Source organism: Pseudomonas salomonii, from assembly GCF_900107155.1.
Classification (GTDB): Bacteria; Pseudomonadota; Gammaproteobacteria; order Pseudomonadales; family Pseudomonadaceae; genus Aquipseudomonas; species Aquipseudomonas salomonii.
Genome location: NZ_FNOX01000029.1, coordinates 1 through 20,608, shown reverse-complemented (window position 1 = coordinate 20,608; position 20,608 = coordinate 1). Strand labels below are relative to the sequence as shown.

Below are 20,608 nucleotides of genomic sequence, written 5' to 3'. Positions count from 1 at the left end.
ACGCTGAGCAATGGCCAGACGATCACCATCAAAGCCGGCGACTCCGCAGGCTCGACGGTTTTCCATACCCCGGCTAACGACGTCTACAACAACGGTTCCACCGTCAGCGCCACGATCACCAAAGCCGTCGGCGGTAACTTCGAGAACTTGGTTACCGATCCTAAATCCGTAGTCACTTCGATTACTGATTCGATCGACAACACCACCATCAGCATCACCGGCGACGCCTCGGTGACTGAAGGCGGCACGGCGCATTACACGCTGACGTTGAGCAACCCGGCGCAAACCGATGTGACCGTGACGCTCAAGTACAGCGGCACCGCCACCGATGGTTCGGACTTCAACGGCGTATACACCGTGAAGATCCCGGCCGGCGCCAGCAGCGTGCCGTTTAACATCGCCACGATCGACGACAAGATCACCGAGCCGACCGAACAGATTGTCATCACTATCGACAAGACCACCGGTGGTAATTTCGAAAATCTGGTGATCGGCAAGGGCACCGTCAGCACCAACATCATCGATAACGATGCGCCGCCGGTCATCGACCTGGATGCCAACAACTCCAGCGGCGCGACCGGTGCAGACTATAAAACGGTCTTTACCGAAGGCACCGCCGGGCCGGGTGTGTCGATTGCCGACACCGATATCAAGATCACCGATCCGGACAGCACGATGCTGACTGGCGCGACGGTTACCCTGACCAACGCACAAGCCGGTGATGCACTGAACCTGGGCAACAGCGTGAACGGCATCATCGTCAGCACCAACAACCAGACGGGCACCATCACCCTGACGTTGTCGGGCAGCGCGACGCTGGCTGATTACATGCAGCGTATCCAGAACATCACGTTCACCAACAACAGCCACGACCCAAGCACCACGCCACGGACCATCACCGTGAGCGTGACCGATGGCGGCAACTACTCCAACGTCGCCACCACCACCGTTAACGTGGTGGCGGTCAACGATCCGCCGGTCGCCACCGGCAGCGCCGTGACCGGCACCGAAGACACGCCGCTGGCACTGACTTGGGCCAACTTCGGCGTGACCGATGTGGACTCGCCACAAGCCAGCCTGGGCGTAAAAATCACCGACCTGCCGGTGGCCGGCAAGCTGCAATACCTGGCAGCGGATGGCACCACCTGGACCAACGTGACTGCCAACCAGACCTTCACCAAGGCCCAGATCGACGGCGGCCAGTTGCGCTTTATGCCTAACGCCAACGAATCCGGCGCCGACGGTTATGGCGGCACCGGCATTGGCAACAAACAGGCTGATTACGCACAGTTCAAGTTCCAGCCTACCGACGGCAAAGACCTGGGCAACAGCGCCACGGTGAAAGTCGATATCACCCCCGTGGCCGATGCACCGACGCTGAACGTGGCCGATAACAATGTCGCCTCGACCGGTCTGATCAAACAGGGCTGGAACAGCATTGCCGGCCTCGGCACCAACGGGAACGGCGCGGCACCCGATGTACTGAAAAAAGCCATCGACAACGCAGGTACGCCGAACAACACCAGTGTCGTCACCAATGTCGAGTCCGTCGACAATGTCAACGCCGGCTCCGGCTCCAAGATCTCCGGCCTGATGTACATGGAAGCCGGCAAGAGCTACACCTTCAGCGGCGTCGCCGATGACAGTGTGGTGGTCAACGTTGGCGGTAAAGACATTGCCAGCGGGGTATGGGCGACCAACAGCGGCAAGTTCAGCGGCTCGTTTACGCCAACGGTCAGCGGTTACTACAGCCTCGAGATCTACCAAGCCAACCAAGCGGGGCCTGGCAGCTTTGACGTCAATCTGTCGATCAACGGCGGCGCGATACAGAACTTGAGCACCAGCACCGTGCCGCTGTACACCGGCCTCACCGATTTGACCAACGCCGGTGTAACCGTCTCCGACCTGCATGGCAGCAACGGTGACGGTTACTACGTGGGCTACAAGCTCAACGAAGGCCAGGAAAACGGCACCGTCAAACTGTCCAAGGTCACCACGGCACTGACCGACACCGACGGCTCGGAAACCCTGAGCGTGAAGATCAGCGGCGTACCGGCCGGCTCGGTCCTCACCGACGCGTCTGGGCACACCTTCACCGCGACCAAGGGCGTGGGCGAAGTCAACGTGACCGGTTGGGATTTGAACACCCTGACCATCAAGCCACCGACCTATTACAGCGGCCAGTTCAACCTGACCGTCACGTCGACCTCTACCGAAAGCATCGGCGGTTCGGCGTCTACCACGGCGCAATTGCCAGTCACCGTGTATCCGGCGACCTACAGCTCGGTAACGGGTACTTCGGGCAGCGACAACATTGTCGGCACCGACGGCAATGACATCGTCGTGGCCGATATCGGCGGCCTGAACGTGGTGCAGGGCAAGAACTACAACATCGCGTTCATGGTGGACAGTTCCGGCAGTATGAGCACCGCCTCGATCAACGCGGCCAAGGCTTCGTTGACGTCGGTGTTCAACTCGCTCAAAGACAGCCTGGGCGCCAACACCTCGGGCACCGTGAACATCTTCCTGGCGGACTTCGATACCCAGGTGAACAAGTCGGTCGCGATCAACCTTAACGATCCAAACGCCCTGACCTTGCTCAAGACAGTACTGGACTCAATGACGTCCGGCGGCGGTACCAACTACGAAGACGTGTTCAAGACCACGGCTAACTTCTTCCAGAGCGGCCTGGCGACCGGCAACACCGGCGCCACCAACCTGACTTACTTCATCACCGACGGCCAGCCAACGTACTACCAGAGCGGCGAGCAGACCAACCCGACGCTGTACGGCAACGTCAAGTTCGACAACGTGGTCACGACTGCCAACTACACGCCTGGCACAACGTTCTCCACCTACATCGACAATACGCACTACTTGTCCATCGACAATTCGGGTGCCGCTCAACTGCAAATCTACAATGGCTGGCGCTGGGTCGTCACCGACCTGGGCACCGTACATGCCCAAGGTGACGGTACCTTTGAGTTGTCCAACCTGGACGGCACGGGCAACAGCACCAACTCGGCAACGCTGAGCAATGCCAAAAGCGCTTTTGCGCTGCTGGGCGGGTTGTCGCAAGTGGAAGCGATCGGCATCAACGGCGACGTCAGCCTCAACGACCTCAAGCCTTACGACACCGATGGCAAGCCGCAAAGCAACATTGATCCGAAGGACCTGGCCAACGCGATCCTCGGCCACACCGAGGCCACGCTGCCAGGCGCCGACACCATCAGTGGTGGCGACGGCAACGACATCATCTTCGGTGACCTGGTGAGCTTCAGCGGGATTACCGGTGAGGGCTACAACGCACTGCAGGCCTTTGTGGCACAGAAAACCGGTGTGGCCGTCTCGGCGGTGACCACCTCGAACGTGCACCAGTACGTCACCGAGCACTACGCGGACTTCGACGTCTCCGGCGCCAAGGACGGCAACGACACGCTGTTGGGCGGTGCAGGTGATGACATCCTGTTCGGCCAGGGCGGCAACGACCTGCTGGACGGCGGCAAAGGCAATGACATCCTGTTGGGCGGCACCGGTAACGACACCCTGATCGGTGGGCCGGGCAACGACATCCTGATCGGTGGCTCGGGTGCCGACACCTTCGTCTGGAAGGCGGGCGACTTCGGCAACGACGTGATCAAGGACTTCAAGGCCTCGGAAGGTGACCGGATCGATCTGAAGGATCTGTTGAAAGGTGAGACGGACAGCACCATCGACAACTACCTCAAGATCACCACGGTAGAAGGCGTGTCGACCCTGCAAATCAGCAGTGAAGGCAAGCTCAACGCCGCCGGCGGCCTGGCCAATGCCGATGTGACGATCAAGCTGGAAGGCAACGATTGGTCGCACACCAGCATCAACTCGCTGATCACAGGTGCCGACCCGACCATCAAGATCGACCACACCGCCTAAGCTGTGATTTATCGGCCGCCCGCAAGGGCGGCCGATTGGCTTGGGCGATACGTCGCTGGCCGTGGCGGCCGGTTGCATCGCATACTCGTGCCCATAAACACAGCATTAACTTATGCTGGTGAACGCGTGTGGTTCATTTTCGAGGGATTCTTATGTTTTACGTGCAACGTGATGCACAGGGAGCGCTGAGTCGCGTGGAGGCCTCCGCCTTTGCCGAGTCGAACGAAACCCTGCCGGCCGATCACCACGAGATCCAGGCCTGGTACGCCAACGAAGTGGTGGAAACCAGCCTGGCTCAGCTCAAGCAAAGTGACTTGGAGATGATCCGGGTACTGGACGACTTGATTCAGGTACTGACCCGTAAGGGCGTGATCAGCGTGACCGACCTGCCGCCGGCGGCCCAGGCAAAACTGATGGACCGTAACCACGCACGGGAAGCGCTGGGTGGGTTGAGCCATCTGATCGATGATGAAGAGACTGGGTTGATCTGATTTCTTAAAGTCGAACCGGATCGAAATGTGGGAGCTGGCTTGCCTGCGATGCAGACACTTCGGTGTATCAGGCAAGCCGAAGTGATGCTATCGCAGGCAAGCCAGCTCCCATACAAGCCCGTTCCCACATTGGGTTTGCATCACTTCCAGGGCGCAGGCTCACCAAACAACTGCCCCTGCACACCGAAAATCCCCATCTCGCGAATCACCTTCAATTCACCTTCGGTCTCCACGCGCTCGGCAATCAACGGCAAGTCGATGCTGTGGGCCGCGCGCTGGATCGCTTCGATAAACAGGCGCTTGTCGCTTTCCTGGTCGATGGCGCGGATGTAGCTGCCGTCGATCTTCAGGTACGCCAAACCCAGGCGCGCCAGGTTGCCGATCATGCTGAAGCGCCCACCAAAACGCTGCAGGCTCAGGGAGAAGCCCAACTCGCGCAGGCGCTGGGTCAACTGCTCCAGCAGAGCCTGTTCGGGCAATTGCTCCTCGCCGATCTCCAGGGTCAAGCGCGGGCCGAGGTTGCTGTGCTGGCGCAGCAACTCGACAATCCGGTTCAACGCCTGGGCATCCTGCAAGGTGGCGGCCGAAAGGTTCAGCGCCAGGCTGTGCGTATGGCTGGCCATCTGCTTGAGCACCTGCTCGAGCATCAGCCGGTCCAGGCGTGCAGTCCAGCCGAAACGCTCGAGCCACGGCAGGAAACGCCCGGCCGGGATGGTGTGGCCATCGTCATCCTGCAAGCGCGACAGCACCTTGTAGTGCAGCACCAACTGTGGGTCCTGGCTGGCGACGACCGGCTGGAAGTACAGCTCAAAACGCTGGTGGGTAAGCGCTCGGTCCAACAGCGTGTGCCAGGCATGGTGATCGTCGCCGACACTGGCGGCGGCGCTGTGGTCCAGGCACACCCAACTGCTGTCGCCCTGCCCTTCGGCCTGGGCCAGGGCCTGGTCAGCCAGGGTCAGCAATGCCTGGGGCGAATCACCGTGGTTGAACGGCGCAAGGCCAATGTAGGCGACCGGCGTGACGTCACTGGCACTGGTGGCCTGCAAGCTGAGCAGGGTGCTTTCGAGGTTCTGCGCCAATTGCAGCGCTTCTTCACGCACCAGCCCCGGCGCCAGCACCGCGAACTCACCACCACGGATACGGGTGACGAGGTTATGGGTTTCCGGGTAAGGCTCGCACTGGCGCAGCAGCTGTTCGCCCACCGCTTGCAGCAGCTGATCGGTGCGCTGGCCGCCCAGGCGCTGGTTGAGACCGGCCAGGTCCTTGACCCGCAACAGCAGCAGGTAACCGGAGTTGGTGTCTTCCGGGTTACTCACGCGGGCGTTGAGCTGCATCTCGAAATAACGCCGGTTGGCGAGGCCGGTAAGGTTGTCCTGGTAGGATTCGATGCGCAATTTTTCACTGCGCTCGGCCTGCTCCTGGAACAGCGCCTTGAGCTTCTCCACCATCTGGTTCATGGCCTGCACCACGCGCCGCAGCTCCGGCGTGCGCGGCAGATCCGGCAGGCTGAGGAATTCGCGGCGGGCGATGGCGTGGGACTGCTTGACCATGTAATCCAGCGGCTTCAACTGCCGACGCAGCAGCAACGCACCGAGCACCGCACTGACCGCACCGCACAGCAGCAACCAGCCCAGGCTGCCCAGGGCGCTTTGCCAGAGCTTGGCCAGGGCGAACATCGGGTGGCTGACCACCTCCACGCGTGCCGCCTGCTCCCAGCCACGGTTGACCAGTGCATCACCGCCGGCCGGCTCAAGGCCGATCAGCTTGACGAACCAGTTGGGCACGCCGTTGTTGTCCGGGATGCCGCTGCGTTCGACGATGGTTTTGTCAGTGGCTAAATCCACCACGCGGATGCTGGCGTAATAACCGCTGTCGAAAATCGAACTGACCAGCAACTCCACCATCGCCGGGTCGTCGATATTGGGCGTCAGCGACAACGCCAGCGCGGTCGCCGCGTCCTGTGCATGGGAGCGCAGCTGGTTGACGTATTGGGTGCGCGAGCTTTCCAGGCTGACCATGAAGCTGCCGCTGAAGGCGACCACCAGGAACAGACAGATTGCGATCAATAGTTGTTTGAACAGTGACATCCGATCAGTTACTCCTAGTTGGCAGGCTCGGCCGGGAAGCCTTCCGCACGCATTTTTTTCAACACATCCTGCCAACGCGACAAGCGTTTGGTATCACCGACTTTTTTGTTGCCCTTGGCGCCGGGCAGGTACAAACCCTCGGCGTTGAATGAGTACACCGGCACCAGGTCGGTACGGCGGGTGGCCGGCAGGATCTCATCCATCAGGCTGTCGAGCACCAGCGGGATAGCGTCGGGGGTCGGGTAGTAGGTCAGCACCATGTGAGCGCGATTCTGACGCAAGGCCTTGACGTATGTAATGCGCAATTTGTCGCTGGAGACGCCCAGGTGGCGCAGGCTGAAATACTTGGCGATTGCGTAGTCCTCGCAATCTCCCGCGCCTTTCCACAGCGCTTCGATGGGCGTCTCCCAATAGTCGACCACGTGCCAGAGGTCGATGTCTTCTACATAAGTCATTTGCTTGTTGAAGAACAGGTTGACGACCTTGAGCTGCTCCTGTTCGTCGACCTTCTTTTGAGTCGCCAACAGGCGCTGCCAGGCGTCAATGCGCTGTTGACCCTCGCCGAGCGGTCCGTACAGAGCCGTGGCTTTGCGACTGATCTGCGAGAAATCCCAATCGGCATGCAGCCCGCCGGGCATCAGGCCAGCGAGCAAAGTCGCTGCAAGTAGCCAGCCGACAATTCGAGAGGGAATAAAACTTACCGCCAAGGCGTTCAGTCCGTGAAGGGAGACGCAATTTCAGGGATGGTGAAGCTTCAATCAACAAAAAACAATGGCACAGTGCAATCATTCATAAGGGGTTCGAGTTTATAAACGCCGCTTGTGGGACGCACAAAGTACCGCCTGTAAGCCCTTACAAACTGAAACTTTGGCTGTTTGACAAGCGCGCGACCCATCTCTAGTGTGCTTTGGATCCAATTAAACACACTCCATTCAAGAAAGGAGGATAGCGTAACCGTGACGCAGAAGCCGAACCCATTAAGCAGCATTAAAATCAGCGGGCCTATTCCCGCCCATCTTGCACGCGCCGTTATTGAAGAAACGTTGCGCAATGCCATTCTCGACGGCAGGTTGCCCTGTGGTACCGCGATGCGCCAGCAAGAATTGGCCAGCTTGTTCGGCGTCAGCCGTATGCCCGTGCGCGAAGCCTTGCGCCAGTTGGAAGCCCAGTCCTTACTCCACGTGGTAACCCACAAAGGCGCTGTGGTGGCGCCGTTGATCGAAGATAATTCGGCCGAGACCTATGCCCTGCGCATATTGCTGGAGTCCGAAGCGCTGCGCCTCTCCATTCCGTTCCTCACCGAGGCAGACATTGCTGAGGCTGAAGCCTTCATCAATGCCCTGGAGCGCGAGCGAGACTATGCCGAAATTGGTCGGCTCAACCGCCTCTTCCACATGGCGCTGTATGGCAAGGCGCCCAACCAGCGGCTGCTCAAACTGGTAGAACACGGCCTGAATGAGGAGGAACGTTTTCTGCGCTTCAACCTTGAGGCCATGGGCCTGGGCGAGACATCCCAGGAAGATCACCGTGAATTGCTCAGCCTGGTGGTGCACAAAAAAGTCGAAGAAAGCATCCTGACCCTGCGCAATCACCTGATGCGGGGTATGGAGGTGATCAACACCTACCTCAATAGCCTTGAGGGCGCCGCGACCAAAAACGCACAGTAAGGGTTTACACCTGCCTTTCTTATCACTTGAACCGTATGGGGTATCTTTCTTCTCGGAAAGTGCCCCACGTTTGTACACCACGACGAGATTACTTTTAAATAATCCCGCACTTGCCAGCGAAACTTCCCACACACTTGCACACTACTGACTCACGAAAAATTTCGTCTCGTAAAACCATCTAATACTTTCATCAGTTTATCCAAACGTTTAATCAGATTATTATCTTTCACCCATAAAAGAACACTTCACTCGGCAGTGCAAACCTATGTCAGGTTAGCGCTGTACGCGTGGCTTGGCGTAACGCTGGCCATCCGCTTTCCATTACAAAACCCCATCACTGTTTTCAGAGCAGTCGCAACAACTTATAGGCGTCAACCATGCATCAACTTTTGCTTGAACAAAAAAAACTGCAACTGTGTAGCCATCCGTTATTTGCAAAAATAACCTCACTTAACAAGTTACAAATCTTTATGGAACAACATGTATTTGCTGTTTGGGATTTCATGAGTCTGGCTAAGCGCCTGCAGCGGGACCTGACGTGCATGCAATTACCCTGGCTGCCGGCCGCTGACCCGCAAAGCGCACGCCTGATCAATGAAATCGTGCTTGGCGAAGAATCAGACGAACATCCAACACGTGGCCACTGCAGCCACTTCGAGCTGTACCTGGAGGCGATGGCCGAAACCGGTGCAGACACCATTCCCATCCAACGCTTCATCGACCTGCAGCGCCAAGGCGTCGAGGCAAACACGGCGATGCAAATAATCAATGTGCGCCCCGGCGTGGCACGCTTTGTCAGCAGCACATTGCAGATCGCGTTAAGCGCACCTGCCCACTGTGTGGCGGCAGCGTTCCTCCACGGTCGCGAAAGCGTCATCCCATCGATGTTCGAACGCATTCTGCAGGGCGACGCCTTCATGGCGCGACAGGCTCCCCTGTTCTGTCACTACCTGAGCCGCCACATCGAGTTGGATGCCCAGGATCATGGCCCAGGCGCGGAGCAGTTGCTCCAGCGCCTGATCGGAGCCGACCCGGCACGTCAACACCAGGCGTATGAGACTGCCCTGAGCGCCATAGAGAACCGCCTCGGTTTCTGGGACGACGTACACGCCTCGCTACACGAGGTGCAACCATGAGCACCGCAGACTACCGCGCGTTTGCCGAAGATTGGGAGCGCCGCGCCACCATCCGCACACGCCCCCGGCGCCTGCTGGAAAACGACGATCGCTTGATCTTTCCGGCCTGCCGCCAACCCTTGGTGCTCAGTGCGACTTTTGTTGAGCACTGCCCCCAGTGGCGCGACTTCGTGCTGACGCAAAGCTTCTACAAATTCATCAATGACGTGGTGATCTTCGAAACCGAGATCGTCGACACGACCGCCCGCAGCATTGCCAAGAATCGCTTCGCGCTGCCCTTCCCCCTTGCCTGTCGCATTGATGCGATGACGGTCGTGGTCGATGAGGATTACCACGCGCTGGTCGCCCTGGACTTCCTGCAACAGACCATCGAGCTGACCGGCATACAACCGCTTGAGCTGCCCACGCAAATCGAACTGAGTCGGGCCTTGCCGGCCGCCCAGGCGCTGGCACCGCACCACCTGCGCGATGCGGTGGCGTTGATTGGCGTGGCCATCGCCGAGAACACCGTCACCCACGACGTCGCGGCATTTGCCAAGGACGGCAGCGTCAAGGCTTCGATCCGCGGCTTGATGGCCGATCACTTGTTTGACGAGGGGCGCCATGCCCAGTTCTGGACGCAACTGGTGCGTCTCTACTGGCAGGCAGCTAGCCCGGCAGACCGCGACAGCATCGCCGCAGTCTTGCCGACCTTTTTGACCCATTACCTGACCAACGCGCTGCACAAAGACTTCGACCTGCAGCTTGTCGAGCACCTGGACGTAGGCACCGACATCCGCCAGGCACTGCGCGACGAAGTCACGGCCCTGCACTTTCCCATCACCCGCCAGCACCCACTGCTCGGCAATATCATGGGATTCCTGCAGCACAGCGGCGTACTGCACACGCCAAGCGTCGCCCGCGCGTTGAGTGAGTACCTGCCCGAGCCGGGGAGGCAGACATGCGGCGTCTGAGTATCGGATGGGCCGGCACCAGCCACGCCCTGATTGCGCTGAAGCAAGTGCTCGAAGCATACGGGCACGTCACCGCCACGCCCCCCTTCGACTTGTTCATCGAGGACGGCACCCAAGTGCCGCTCACCCACGGTGTCGCAACTCAATGGTTAAGCCTGCGACTGGGTATCGGCCCGATATACGAAGGTGGCCTGCCCTCGCTGCAATTACGCTCCTATGACCGCGACCATCGCGTGTTGGCGGTACATAACGTTGCCGAGGAACCCGGCGGCAACGGCCAGCGCCTGCGCCGGCAAGCGACCAAGGTACTGGTAGAGTGGGCCGCCACGCTGGTCAGCGGGTTTTCGAGGGACGCAGGCTTTTTTGCCGCCAGCAGCAGCACTAACACTTGGCCTGAACAAAGCTTGCACAGGCTGGACGCCCTGGCGTTTGTGCATCGGTTCAATCGCACCGACCAGCCAGCATTGTTGCAGGCTGCTCAGATGCCGATGATCGAACGGTTGCAGGCCAGTTTGCACGCCTTTGCCGAGCGCCCTGCGCTAAACATCGCGGGCAGCGTGCTGACTTACCGCCAATTGCAACTTCGCGCCCTGTCGATCCAGCAACGCCTGCATCCTTTACTGGGAGGCCTTGAGACGCCGGTGGTTGGCGTGTGCCTGGAAAAGTCCGTCGAGCTGTATGCCAGTATTCTCGCAGTACTCGGTTGCGGCGCGGTGTACTTGCCACTGGCCCCGGATCATCCGCCAGAGCGCCAGCAGGCCATGCTGGAAAGTGGCAGCGCTAAGGTCTTGCTGGACAATGGCCGACACCCTTTGCGCGAGCAATTCACGACACTGAATGTCGGCAATATTGACTCGAGCCACGCCGACATCACGCAGCCATTGATACAACGTCGCGCCAGCATCGACGCACCGTGCATGGTGCTGTTCACCTCGGGCACCACCGGCCAGCCCAAAGGCGTACGGCTGAGCCAGGGCAACCTTGCGCATTTCACCGGTTGGGCCGGCGCCAGCCTCGCTTTGGATGAACACAGCCGTGTCTTGCAATTTTCGCCGTTGAGTTTCGATTCATCACTGATCGATATCTTCCCGGCACTGATCGCCGGTGCCGAGTTGATCGTCCCGAGCGAAGAGCAGCGGCGCGACCCTCAGCAACTGGTCGAATTGATTCGCCGGCAGCGCATCAGCCATGCTTTTTTGCCGCCAGCGCTACTGAGCATCCTGCCGTTGGATCAGCCCCTGGGGCTTACCCATCTGTTGACCGGCGGCGATGCCTGCGAGCCGTATGTGATCGAACGATTGGCGGGACAGTGCCAGTTGCACAATCTCTACGGCCCTACCGAAACTACGGTGCTGGTCACCCATCGGGTGTTGCGCCCCGGTGACAGCAATCGGAATGTGGGCCTCCCGATCGCCAACAGCCAGGTGCTGATCCTCGATGACGCGTTGCAACCGGTAGATGAGCAGGTAATGGGCGACCTGTACATCACAGGCCCTGGCGTAGGGCTGGGGTATGTGACCGCGCCGCCGCACGAGGACAATCCATTCGTCGAGCTGACGCTGCCGGGCGGCCACGCGCTGAGAGCTTACCGCAGCGGAGACCGGGCAAAATGGACGGCGGACGGTATCGAGCTGGGCGGCCGACGGGACGATCAGGTGAAAATCCGCGGTTTTCGCGTCGAACCCCAGGAGATCGAACAGTGCCTGCGCAGCAGTCGGTTATTTCGCCAGGTAGCGGTGGTGATCGACCGTGATCGGCGAATTCTCGGTTTTGTCGCCCAGCCGGAACCGGGCGCAACGTTGGCAGACCTGAAGCAACATGCGCAACGGTGGTTGCCGGATTACATGCAACCCGAGCGCTGGGCGCAGCTGCCGGGCATCCCCAGCAACGCCAATGGCAAGATCGACCGCCAGGCGTTGCTGACGATGCCTGGGCACACTACGCCACGCATCCCTTGCGCTGCGCCGCAAACGCCTTTGCAAGCGCAACTGGTGGCGCTGTGGAGCGAATTGCTGAGCATGCCTGGCGCTGAGCTGGGCATTGACGACAGTTTTTTCAATGTGGGCGGCCACTCCATCCTGCTGTCGACCTTGCTGCTGCGTATGCGCGAACAGTTTGGTCGTAGTCTGTCTTTAAGCCGTTTTTTTGAAGCGCCGACGATTCGCACCCTTGCCGTGCTGATGGAAGACGGTGCATTACCTTTTAGCGCGTCATGCCAGATGGAAAAGGATGCATCCCAGCCGCTGGACCTGCGCACGCTGCCACGGGAGTCCGCAGGCGACCCACGCAAGGTGATCGTCACGGGCGCCAACAGCTTTGTGGGTGTACATCTGGTCCAAGCGCTGTTGGCGGGCGGGGCCCGTGAGGTGGCGTGCCTGGTGCGCGAACGGCCAGGGCACTCGGCGGCAGCGCGGTTTGCCCAGGCACTGCGCGAGTACCACCTGGAGCATCTGGACCTGAGCCGCGTGAGCGTCTATGCCGCTGACATCAGCCTGCCACGGCTGGGCCTGGCCTGTGATGCCTATGACCACCTCGCCCGCAACCATGGAGTGTTGGTGCACAACGCCGCCCGGGTCAACCATGTGCTGGACTACACCTCATTGGCCCGGGACAACGTCGAACCGGTGCTTGAGTGCCTGCGCCTGTGCGAAACCCACCGCAAGAAGGTCTTCAACTTCATCTCCACGCTGTCAGCCTGCAGCAGTATCGACACTCAGGGTCGCGTCCTCGAAACACCAGCTGTTACCACGTTGCCGCTCTATCTCAAGAATGGCTACAACCTTTCCAAATGGGTCGCCGAGCGGCTGGTGGGGCGTGCGGTCGAGCAAGGTGCCTGGGTGAACATTCATCGACCGGGGAATATTGCGTTCAACAGCCACAACGGCGTGTGCCAGCCACAAAACAACCGCTTGATGCTGATGCTCAAGGGGTCGCTGCAGTTGGGCCTGGCGCCCCGCCTGAAGGTGAATTTCGACCTGATGCCGGTGGATTTCCTGGCCCGTTTCATTGCGTTCCACTGCGGCCAATTTGTGGCATGGCGAAACGTCTTCAACCTGCATAACCCCGAGCCCTTGAGCTGGGACCACTACCTGGATGCATTCAGCCAGGCCGGCCATCTTTTCGAACGGGTGAGCGTCGCGCAGTGGCAAAAGGTGTTGCAAACGGTGGGGCCCGATAACGCGCTGTTTGGCGTGCTGGGTTTTTACCTGGATGACCTCGCGGAAGACATCAGCGACGTCTCGATGATTTGTCACGACAACGCACGCGCGGGTGTGGCAGCGATGGGCGAAGAGTACCCGCGCAAAGACCCTGCGCTGCTGCGCAAAGGCTGCGACCACCTCATGGCCATTGGCTTTCTCTGAACTGCTTCAGGACTTTTTATGAAACCGCTGCAACCCGATACATTAATCCGTAACCCGAATGGCGCGCCGTTGACAGCGTCTGTTGACGTGGCATGTGATGCCGCTCGCCTGTGGCGTGTGGTTGGAAATTTTGCAGGCTTTGATGCCTTCATTCCGGCCCTGTCGCACATCGAAATGACGGGCACCGGCGTGGGCGCATTGCGGCGTAAATTTTTCCACGATGGGCACCACGTCGTTGAGCAACTCAATAGTTGGGACGACGAAGCGATGTGCATGACCTGGACCACCCTCTACAACACCCTGGGTGTCGCCCGGCTATGGGCAGCCATGCGTGTGGAGGCACTTGACGCGCAACGTTCCAGGGCGACCTGGACGCTGATTGGCGAGCCGGTCGATATGCCGCAGGCGGAGTTTGAACAGTTTGTGCAGGCTTTCGCCGCCAGCGCCTTGGAGCATGTGCGCCGGATGTTCGACTGATTCGGCAGGAGCGAGAGGCCTCGCTCCTGCCCAACCGGGTCAGATCTTGAAGCTGTCGACCAGTTGCTTCAATCGACTGGCCTGCTGCGACAGGGCATCGCAGTCCTTGAGCGTCTCGTTGAGGTTGGCGACGCCTTGCTGGTTGAGCAAGTTGATCTGGTTGATATCAACATTGAGGGTTTCAACCACGGCGGTCTGCTCTTCGGTAGCGGCCGCAACCGATTGGTTCATGCCATCGATCTCGACGATGCGCTGCGTCACGCTGACCAGGCGCTCACCCGCCTGGTTGGCCACTTCAACGCTTTCTTCGCTGGAGACCTGGCTGGCGTTCATGGTGGTCACGGCTTCACGCGAGCCCACTTGCAGCGAAGTGATCATCTTATGGATCTCTTCGGCCGATTCCTGAGTACGGTGCGCCAGGTTACGCACTTCGTCGGCCACCACGGCAAACCCGCGCCCGGCTTCACCGGCACGCGCAGCCTCGATCGCCGCGTTGAGCGCCAGCAAGTTGGTTTGCTGAGAGATGCCCTTGATCACATCCAGGATGTGCCCAATGTTGTCGGTGCTGGCGTTGAGGGTTTCGATCTGCGTGCAGGACAAGCTGATCTTTTGCGACAGTTCCGACATGGCCAGGATGGTTTGCTCCACCACCTTGCGCCCGTCGTCCGCTTGCTCACTGGCACCGCTGGCATGCTGCGAAGCATCGGCTGCGTTGCGGGCGATTTCCTGGGTGGCGGCGCCCAGCTCGTTGATGGCGGCTGCCACGCTGTTGGTGCGTGCGCTTTGCTCGTCCGAGCCGATGATCGAGGCGTTGGAGGATGCCATGACGCGCTGGGACAGGTCATGGACCTGGCGCGTGGCTGAAGACACTTCGGAGATAGAGGCGTGGATACGTTCGACGAACTGGTTGAACGCACTGCCCACTTCGCCGAACTCGTCCCTGCTGGTTACGTCCAGGCGGCGCGTCAAATCGCCTTCGCCCTGAGCGATATCCTGCATGGCCACGCCCATGGTGGTCAGCGGGCGCAACAGCACTTGAATCAGCAGGCTGAGCAGCACGGCGATCGCTACCACGGCGATCAACATGGCGATCAGTGCCGATGTACGGAATTTACTGAGCGGTGCGTAGGCCTTGTCTTTGTCGATCGACAGGCCGACGTACCAATCCGCCCCCGGCAAACCACTGATCGGGGTGAATGACAAAATACGGTCCTGGCCGTTGAGCACAACGTCCTGGCTGACCTTCTCGATACGCAGGCTGGTGCCTGGGTAGATGTCCTTGAGGTTCTTCATCACCTGGTCCTGATCGGGACTGACGATGACCTGGCCATCGGCGCTGACCAGGAACGCATGGCCAATACCGCCGAAATCCACCGAGTTGATGATCTTCACCAGGGTTTGCAAACTCAGGTCACCGCCCACTACACCGAGCAGTTCGCCGTTCTTTTTGACCGGCAGGGCAATGGTCACGATTTGCCCGCCAACGGCCGCCATATAAGGCGGAGTCAGCATGGTTTTATCGGCGGCGACCGCTTGCTTGTACCAGGGGCGCTGACGAGGGTCGTAATCGTCGGGCATCTTGGCGTCAGGGCGCTGGGTGAATACGCCATTGGTTTGGCCGACATAGGTGAACTGGAAGTTCGAGGTGAACGCGGGTTGGTCGACCAGCCCTGGCAGGTCGGCACCGCTGCCCTGGTGAGCAACGTTTTGCGCCAGGCTTTCGAGGACCAGGATACGGCCACTGAGCCAATTCTGCACGCTGCTGGCCGTGAGCTCGCCCGATTGCTGGATAGACGACTCAAGGTTTTGTTTGATGGTGCTGCGCTGCAGGTAATCGTTGTAGAGGGTAAATAGCGCGAAGGCCAGAACCACGACGCCTGATGCGGCCAGTAGAATTTTATGACTGAACTTGAGATTCATTTCATCGACTTCTTTTGCCAAAGGGGGGTGAGCGTGCCGAGTGGACCATTCCATGTAACGGGGATAGGCCGGCTCTTCGGCCGCTCTATTTCGGTGCACGCATGGCTCGTCAGGCTTTCGGCCACGCCAGGAGAAATCTTAGGAATTTGTGAGAAGCATCCTTATTTTGAGTGGGAAACCGACCAGTGGTAGAGGCTCAGCGTTCGGCGTTGCAAAATTTTTCTGCCTCCCAGACAATGCGACTAATTATCATTTGTGACGTTTGGCCAGGCCTGCCTGAATGCCCTCTACTGACTACATTGCGTGCGAAAGTGTTGTACACACGCTTTACAGCACCCACCACAACTGGCTCAACACCTGGCTGCGCAGTCGCTTGGGCAATGCCGCCGATGCCGCGGACCTGGCGCAGGACACGTTCGTACGCCTGCTGCAAAAAACCGAACGCTTTGAGCTCAAGGCGCCGCGTGCATTTTTGCGCACCATCGCCCGGGGACTGGTGATTGATCACTGGCGCCGCGAAGAAATCCAACGGGCCTACCTGGAGTCCATCGCTCACTTGCCGCAGGCGCTGGCACCCAGCGCCGAAGCGCGTGCGTTGGTGTTGGAGCTTCTGGAGGAAGTCGCCCGCCTATTGGACGGATTGAAGCCCAAGGTGCGTAAAGCGTTTTTACTGGCTCAGTGCGATGGGCTGGCTCACCAGCAGATCGCAGAGCAGATGGGCGTGTCGTTGCGCTCGGTGGAGCGGTACATCGCTGAAGGGCTGTATCACTGTTATGTCCTGCGCTATGAAACCTGACGTCAATGGATAACACCGCGCGCTCCGGGCCGGCTCCCCAAGTGGTCAAACGGGCGATCAGTTGGGCACTGCGCCTGCGTAACAACCGTACGAATGTGCGCTTGCATGCGCAATGTGAACATTGGCGTGAAGCTCACGATGACCATGAATTGGCTTGGCAACGGGTGCAGGCGCTGCAACGGGAATTGAACAGCCAGATGGCGGCGATTCCTGGGGCGCATGTGGCACTGGAAAACGTCGCACAAGGCCTGGGCCGACGACGGGCACTGAAGGTGTTGTCGGGTGTGGTGTTGGTCGGTTCGGCGGCGTGGGTAAGCCGGGACATGACCGGCTGGCAGCGCTGGACGTCCGATTTCGCCACCGCCACCGGCGAACGGCGCAACGTGCAATTACCGGACGGCACACGCCTGCAACTCAACACCGACAGTGCGGTGAACCTCACCTTCAATCCGCAGCAGCGCCACGTTGGTGCGCGGGGAAATCCTGGTGACTTGCGGTTCGCCATCGTCAGCGCCTTTGCTGGTACACACTCGCCACGGCTTGCTCGAAGGCATCGATGGGCGTTTTACCGTGCGCCAAGACAGCGAGTGCACACGCTTGAGCGTGGTCAGCGGCAATGTGGCTATCCATTCACCAAATACGGCCGATGGCCTGGCGACTCAAGTGCACACAGGGGAAAGCTATCTGATCAACCAGACGCACGTCGCGTTATCGGCGCCGCGGACTATGGACATGGGCGCCTGGGCCGACGGGCTGATTGTGACGCGGGACATGCGCCTGGCCGACTTTGTATCGGAAGTGGGGCGCTACCGCCCGGGTTATCTGGGCTGTGCCGCAGAGATCGGCGACTTGCGGCTGTCAGGGGTTTTCCGCCTGGAAGACACCGACAAGTTGCTGGCGATCGTTGCGCGAACACTGCCCGTTCAAGTGCGCTATCGCACGCGTTGGTGGGTGAGCCTGGAACGCCTGGCCTGATTTTCCTGTTTTTTTGGCGGCTTTTTTCCGTGAGCCCGGCTTAGACAGTAAGCCTCTTCATCTGCCTACCGGCCTCTACGGACCTTGATCATGACTGTGCGTTTTCTCAACGATTCACCAGACTCCTCCTACCCTCTTTTGGCCAAGGCCATACGCGTAGCGTTACTGTCTACGGCAGTGGGCATGGGCGCGGTTCCGCTGGTCGGCATGGCTGCGCAAGCGGGCAGCGAGCACATTCATCAACGCTACGACATCCCTGCCGGCCCGCTGAGCGACGCGCTCAATCAGTTCGCCCGTCAGGCGGGCATTACGCTTGCCGGCACTCCAGCGCAGACACAGGGCCTGGAGTCACCAGGGCTGCACGGTGAATATTCCCCTGAACAGGGCCTGAATTATTTGCTCAATGGCTCGGGGTTGCAGGCCGCCTCACAGGATGGTGCCAGCTTCGTCCTGCAGCCGCTGCCGCAAAGCAGCACGCTGACGTTGCCCACCACCGACATCAAAGGCTTCGCCCTGGGTAATGCGCTGGGCAGCATGGACGGCTACAACGCGACGCACAGTCAGATCGCCACCAAGACCAGTACGGCGCTGCTGGAAACCTCGCAAACCGTCTCCGTGGTCACACGTGAACAGATGGACGACCAGGGCTCTCAGACGGTGGCCCAAACCATGCGTTACACCCCTGGCGTGCTGACCAACCCCTATGGCGCAACTCACCGCTATGACTATGTGGCGATGCGCGGCTTTAACGATGGCTCGGTCGATAACATCTACCTGGATGGCTTGAAGTCCATGGGGGACAGCGGTACTTACAGCACCATGCAGGTGGACCCGTATTTTCTTGAACGCGTGGACATTCTGAAAGGGCCATCTTCTGTGCTGTACGGACGCAGCTCGCCTGGAGGTCTGGTTGCACTGACCAGCAAGAAGCCGTTGTATGAGCCCTACCATCAAGTGCAAGCGACAATCGGCAGTAACGGGCAACGCGGGATGGGTTTTGACCTCAGCGGGCCGGTGGACGATGACAAGCGCGTCGCCTATCGGCTGACCGGGCTGGCGGATAAGTCCGACACACAATTCGACCACGCCAAAGAAAAACGCTACGCACTGGCGCCGACAGTGAGCATCGACTTTACCGAAGACACTTCACTGACACTGCAAGCGTATTTACAGCACGACCCTGAGGGTGGTTATCACGGTGGTATGCCGGCGGACGGCGCACTGCATCAGCGTAATGGCCAGCGTATCTCCAACCACTTTTTCGAAGGTGAGCCTGGTGTAGATGGGTACAAGCGTGACCAGCAGTCGTTTGGCTATCAGTTCGAACATCGCTTCAACGATGTGTTTACTGCGCGACAGAACTTCCGCTATCTCGACTCCAAGGTCAAGTTGGACCAGGTATATGCCTATGGCTGGACCACGCCGACCAGCAATGAGCTGAACCGCTATTACTCCGGCGGTGATGAAAAGCTGCATGCGTTCATTATCGACAATATGCTGCAGGCGGAATTTTTTACCGGAGCAACCAAACATACGGTGCTGATGGGCGCGGATTATCAGCGGCGTAAAACAGTCGTGGACTGGACCAGCGGTTCACTGCAACCGATCAACGCGTTTAGCCCGGTCTATGGCAATTCGGCGATCAGCAATGCCAACCTGACCAGTTATCTACGACGACTGGAGCAGACGGGCGTCTATCTTCAAGACCTGATTGAGATGGATAAATGGCGGTTCTCCCTGGGACTGCGCCAGGACTGGGTAGAGACGTCGGATGAAAACCGTATCGCCGAAGCGGGCCGACCGTTGGGTACGCAGATCAGTGACAAACGTACCAAGCTGACGGGTCGGGCGGGGGCGTTGTACCTGTTTGATAACGGCCTGGCGCCGTATGTCAGTTACTCGGAATCCTTCAATCCGAACTCTTATTCCGACAGTGCGGGCAACCCGCTGGCACCGACTAACGGGACACAGTGGGAGGCGGGTTTGAAGTATCAGCCGCCGGGAACTGACGACCTGTTTACCGCATCGTTGTTTCGCATCGACCAGGAAAACCTGGCTACCAAGCTACCGCAGGAAAACTTCTATCGTGCGGTAGGCGCCGTCCGCTCCCAAGGACTGGAGCTGGAAGCCCATATGCAACTGACCGATAACCTGAAGCTTTTAGGCAGCTATACCTTCACCGACATCAAGTACTCCAAGTCGATGGTGAGTACCTTGAGCTCCGCCGACAATCTGATAGAGAACAAAAGCAACTCGCCGACCCAGGCGCCTCGGCATATGGCGTCGGTATGGGCGGACTACAGATTCAATAACGGCGCCTTGGACGGTATGCGTCTGGGCGGGGGCGTGAGATATGTCGGGTACAGTTGGGCAGATGCCGAGAACACCATGAAAGTGCCCGCCTATACGTTGTTTGACGCTTCGGTAGGGTACGACCTGGGCAAGGTAGGCCTGAAGGGTGTGGATGTAAGGCTCAATGCCAACAACCTGACCAATGAGAGCTATGTGGCGTCGTGTGCCAGCTTGAACTTCTGCTACTTGGGTGAAGAGCGTAATGTCAGTGCGACGGTCAGCTATCAGTTCTGACCCGTATAGCTTCTAACAAGCCGGCGCCTGATTCCAGGTGCCGGCTTTTTTGCGGGGGTCGTCAGGCTGCCTTTGTCCGGCCCAGACGCACACGTGAGCGGTCTGCAGCCGGGGAATTATCATCCCCCCTAAACGACAAAACCCCTGTCTGCGTTAGCAGACAGGGGTTTCGGAATTTAATCTTGACGATGACCTACTCTCACATGGGGAAACCCCACACTACCATCGGCGATGCATCGTTTCACT

The 20,608-nt window shown here is 59.3% G+C and carries 12 protein-coding genes and 1 pseudogene; 10 read left to right on the top strand and 3 right to left on the bottom strand.

Going from position 1 to position 20,608, the window contains the following annotated elements:
- Both BLV67_RS31875 and BLV67_RS31870 read left to right on the top strand, forming a co-directional pair.
- On the top strand, positions 1-3,912 hold a 3,912-nt coding region (locus BLV67_RS31875; RefSeq protein ID WP_074854582.1), incomplete at its 5' end, for an immunoglobulin-like domain-containing protein.
- A gap of 152 nt (positions 3,913-4,064) precedes the next feature.
- Positions 4,065-4,403 (top strand): tryptophan synthase subunit beta, encoded by a 339-nt coding sequence (locus tag BLV67_RS31870; protein ID WP_065930939.1) that lies wholly within the window; start codon positions 4,065-4,067, stop codon positions 4,401-4,403.
- A gap of 140 nt (positions 4,404-4,543) precedes the next feature.
- Here the strand turns inward: BLV67_RS31870 and lapD are convergent, their stop codons facing one another.
- Positions 4,544-6,490, bottom strand: coding sequence for a cyclic di-GMP receptor LapD (gene lapD, locus BLV67_RS31865; protein WP_065930940.1), 1,947 nt, complete (start codon positions 6,488-6,490; stop codon positions 4,544-4,546).
- Between the two features lie 14 nt (positions 6,491-6,504).
- The gene (gene lapG / locus BLV67_RS31860) at positions 6,505-7,197 is read right to left on the bottom strand and encodes a cysteine protease LapG (protein ID WP_065930941.1); all 693 of its coding nucleotides are present in this window, start codon (positions 7,195-7,197) and stop codon (positions 6,505-6,507) included.
- Between the two features lie 249 nt (positions 7,198-7,446).
- Here lapG and BLV67_RS31855 point away from each other — a divergent pair, with 249 nt between their 5' ends.
- The 5 genes from BLV67_RS31855 to BLV67_RS31835 all read left to right on the top strand — a co-directional run bounded on the left by BLV67_RS31855 (position 7,447) and on the right by BLV67_RS31835 (position 14,085).
- Positions 7,447-8,157 carry a GntR family transcriptional regulator gene (locus BLV67_RS31855; protein WP_065930942.1) on the top strand — a complete coding sequence of 237 codons (711 nt, stop codon included), beginning with the start codon at positions 7,447-7,449 and terminating at the stop codon, positions 8,155-8,157.
- A 377-nt stretch (positions 8,158-8,534) separates the two neighbouring features.
- A complete protein-coding gene (locus BLV67_RS31850) occupies positions 8,535-9,293 on the top strand; it encodes a DUF3050 domain-containing protein (RefSeq protein ID WP_069788486.1) in 759 nt (252 codons plus the stop codon).
- Positions 9,290-10,246 carry a diiron oxygenase gene (locus BLV67_RS31845; protein ID WP_065930944.1) on the top strand — a complete coding sequence of 319 codons (957 nt, stop codon included), beginning with the start codon at positions 9,290-9,292 and terminating at the stop codon, positions 10,244-10,246. The genes BLV67_RS31850 and BLV67_RS31845 overlap by 4 nt, the downstream gene beginning before the upstream one ends.
- Positions 10,234-13,608, top strand: a complete 3,375-nt coding sequence (locus tag BLV67_RS31840) for an amino acid adenylation domain-containing protein (RefSeq protein WP_069788485.1) — start codon at positions 10,234-10,236, stop codon at positions 13,606-13,608. Before BLV67_RS31845 ends, BLV67_RS31840 begins: the two co-directional genes overlap by 13 nt.
- Before the next feature lie 18 nt (positions 13,609-13,626).
- The gene (locus BLV67_RS31835; RefSeq protein ID WP_069788484.1) at positions 13,627-14,085 is read left to right on the top strand and encodes an SRPBCC family protein; all 459 of its coding nucleotides are present in this window, start codon (positions 13,627-13,629) and stop codon (positions 14,083-14,085) included.
- 39 nt (positions 14,086-14,124) lie between these two features.
- On the opposite strand, the gene BLV67_RS31830 is transcribed toward BLV67_RS31835, so the two are convergent.
- Positions 14,125-16,005: a methyl-accepting chemotaxis protein gene (locus BLV67_RS31830; protein ID WP_065930947.1), complete on the bottom strand. Its 1,881-nt coding sequence runs from the start codon at positions 16,003-16,005 to the stop codon at positions 14,125-14,127.
- Positions 16,006-16,285: 280 nt separating this feature from the next.
- On the opposite strand from BLV67_RS31830, the gene BLV67_RS31825 reads away from it, so the two are divergent.
- The 3 genes and pseudogenes from BLV67_RS31825 (at position 16,286) to BLV67_RS31815 (ending at position 20,362) form a co-directional block, all read left to right on the top strand.
- Positions 16,286-16,801 (top strand): sigma-70 family RNA polymerase sigma factor, encoded by a 516-nt coding sequence (locus BLV67_RS31825; protein ID WP_056860374.1) that lies wholly within the window; start codon positions 16,286-16,288, stop codon positions 16,799-16,801.
- A 5-nt stretch (positions 16,802-16,806) separates the two neighbouring features.
- Positions 16,807-17,776, top strand: a pseudogene (locus BLV67_RS31820) (FecR domain-containing protein).
- A gap of 90 nt (positions 17,777-17,866) precedes the next feature.
- Entirely contained in the window at positions 17,867-20,362 is a 2,496-nt protein-coding gene (locus tag BLV67_RS31815; protein WP_069788483.1) for a TonB-dependent siderophore receptor, read from the top strand.
- Positions 20,363-20,608 lie beyond the last annotated feature (246 nt).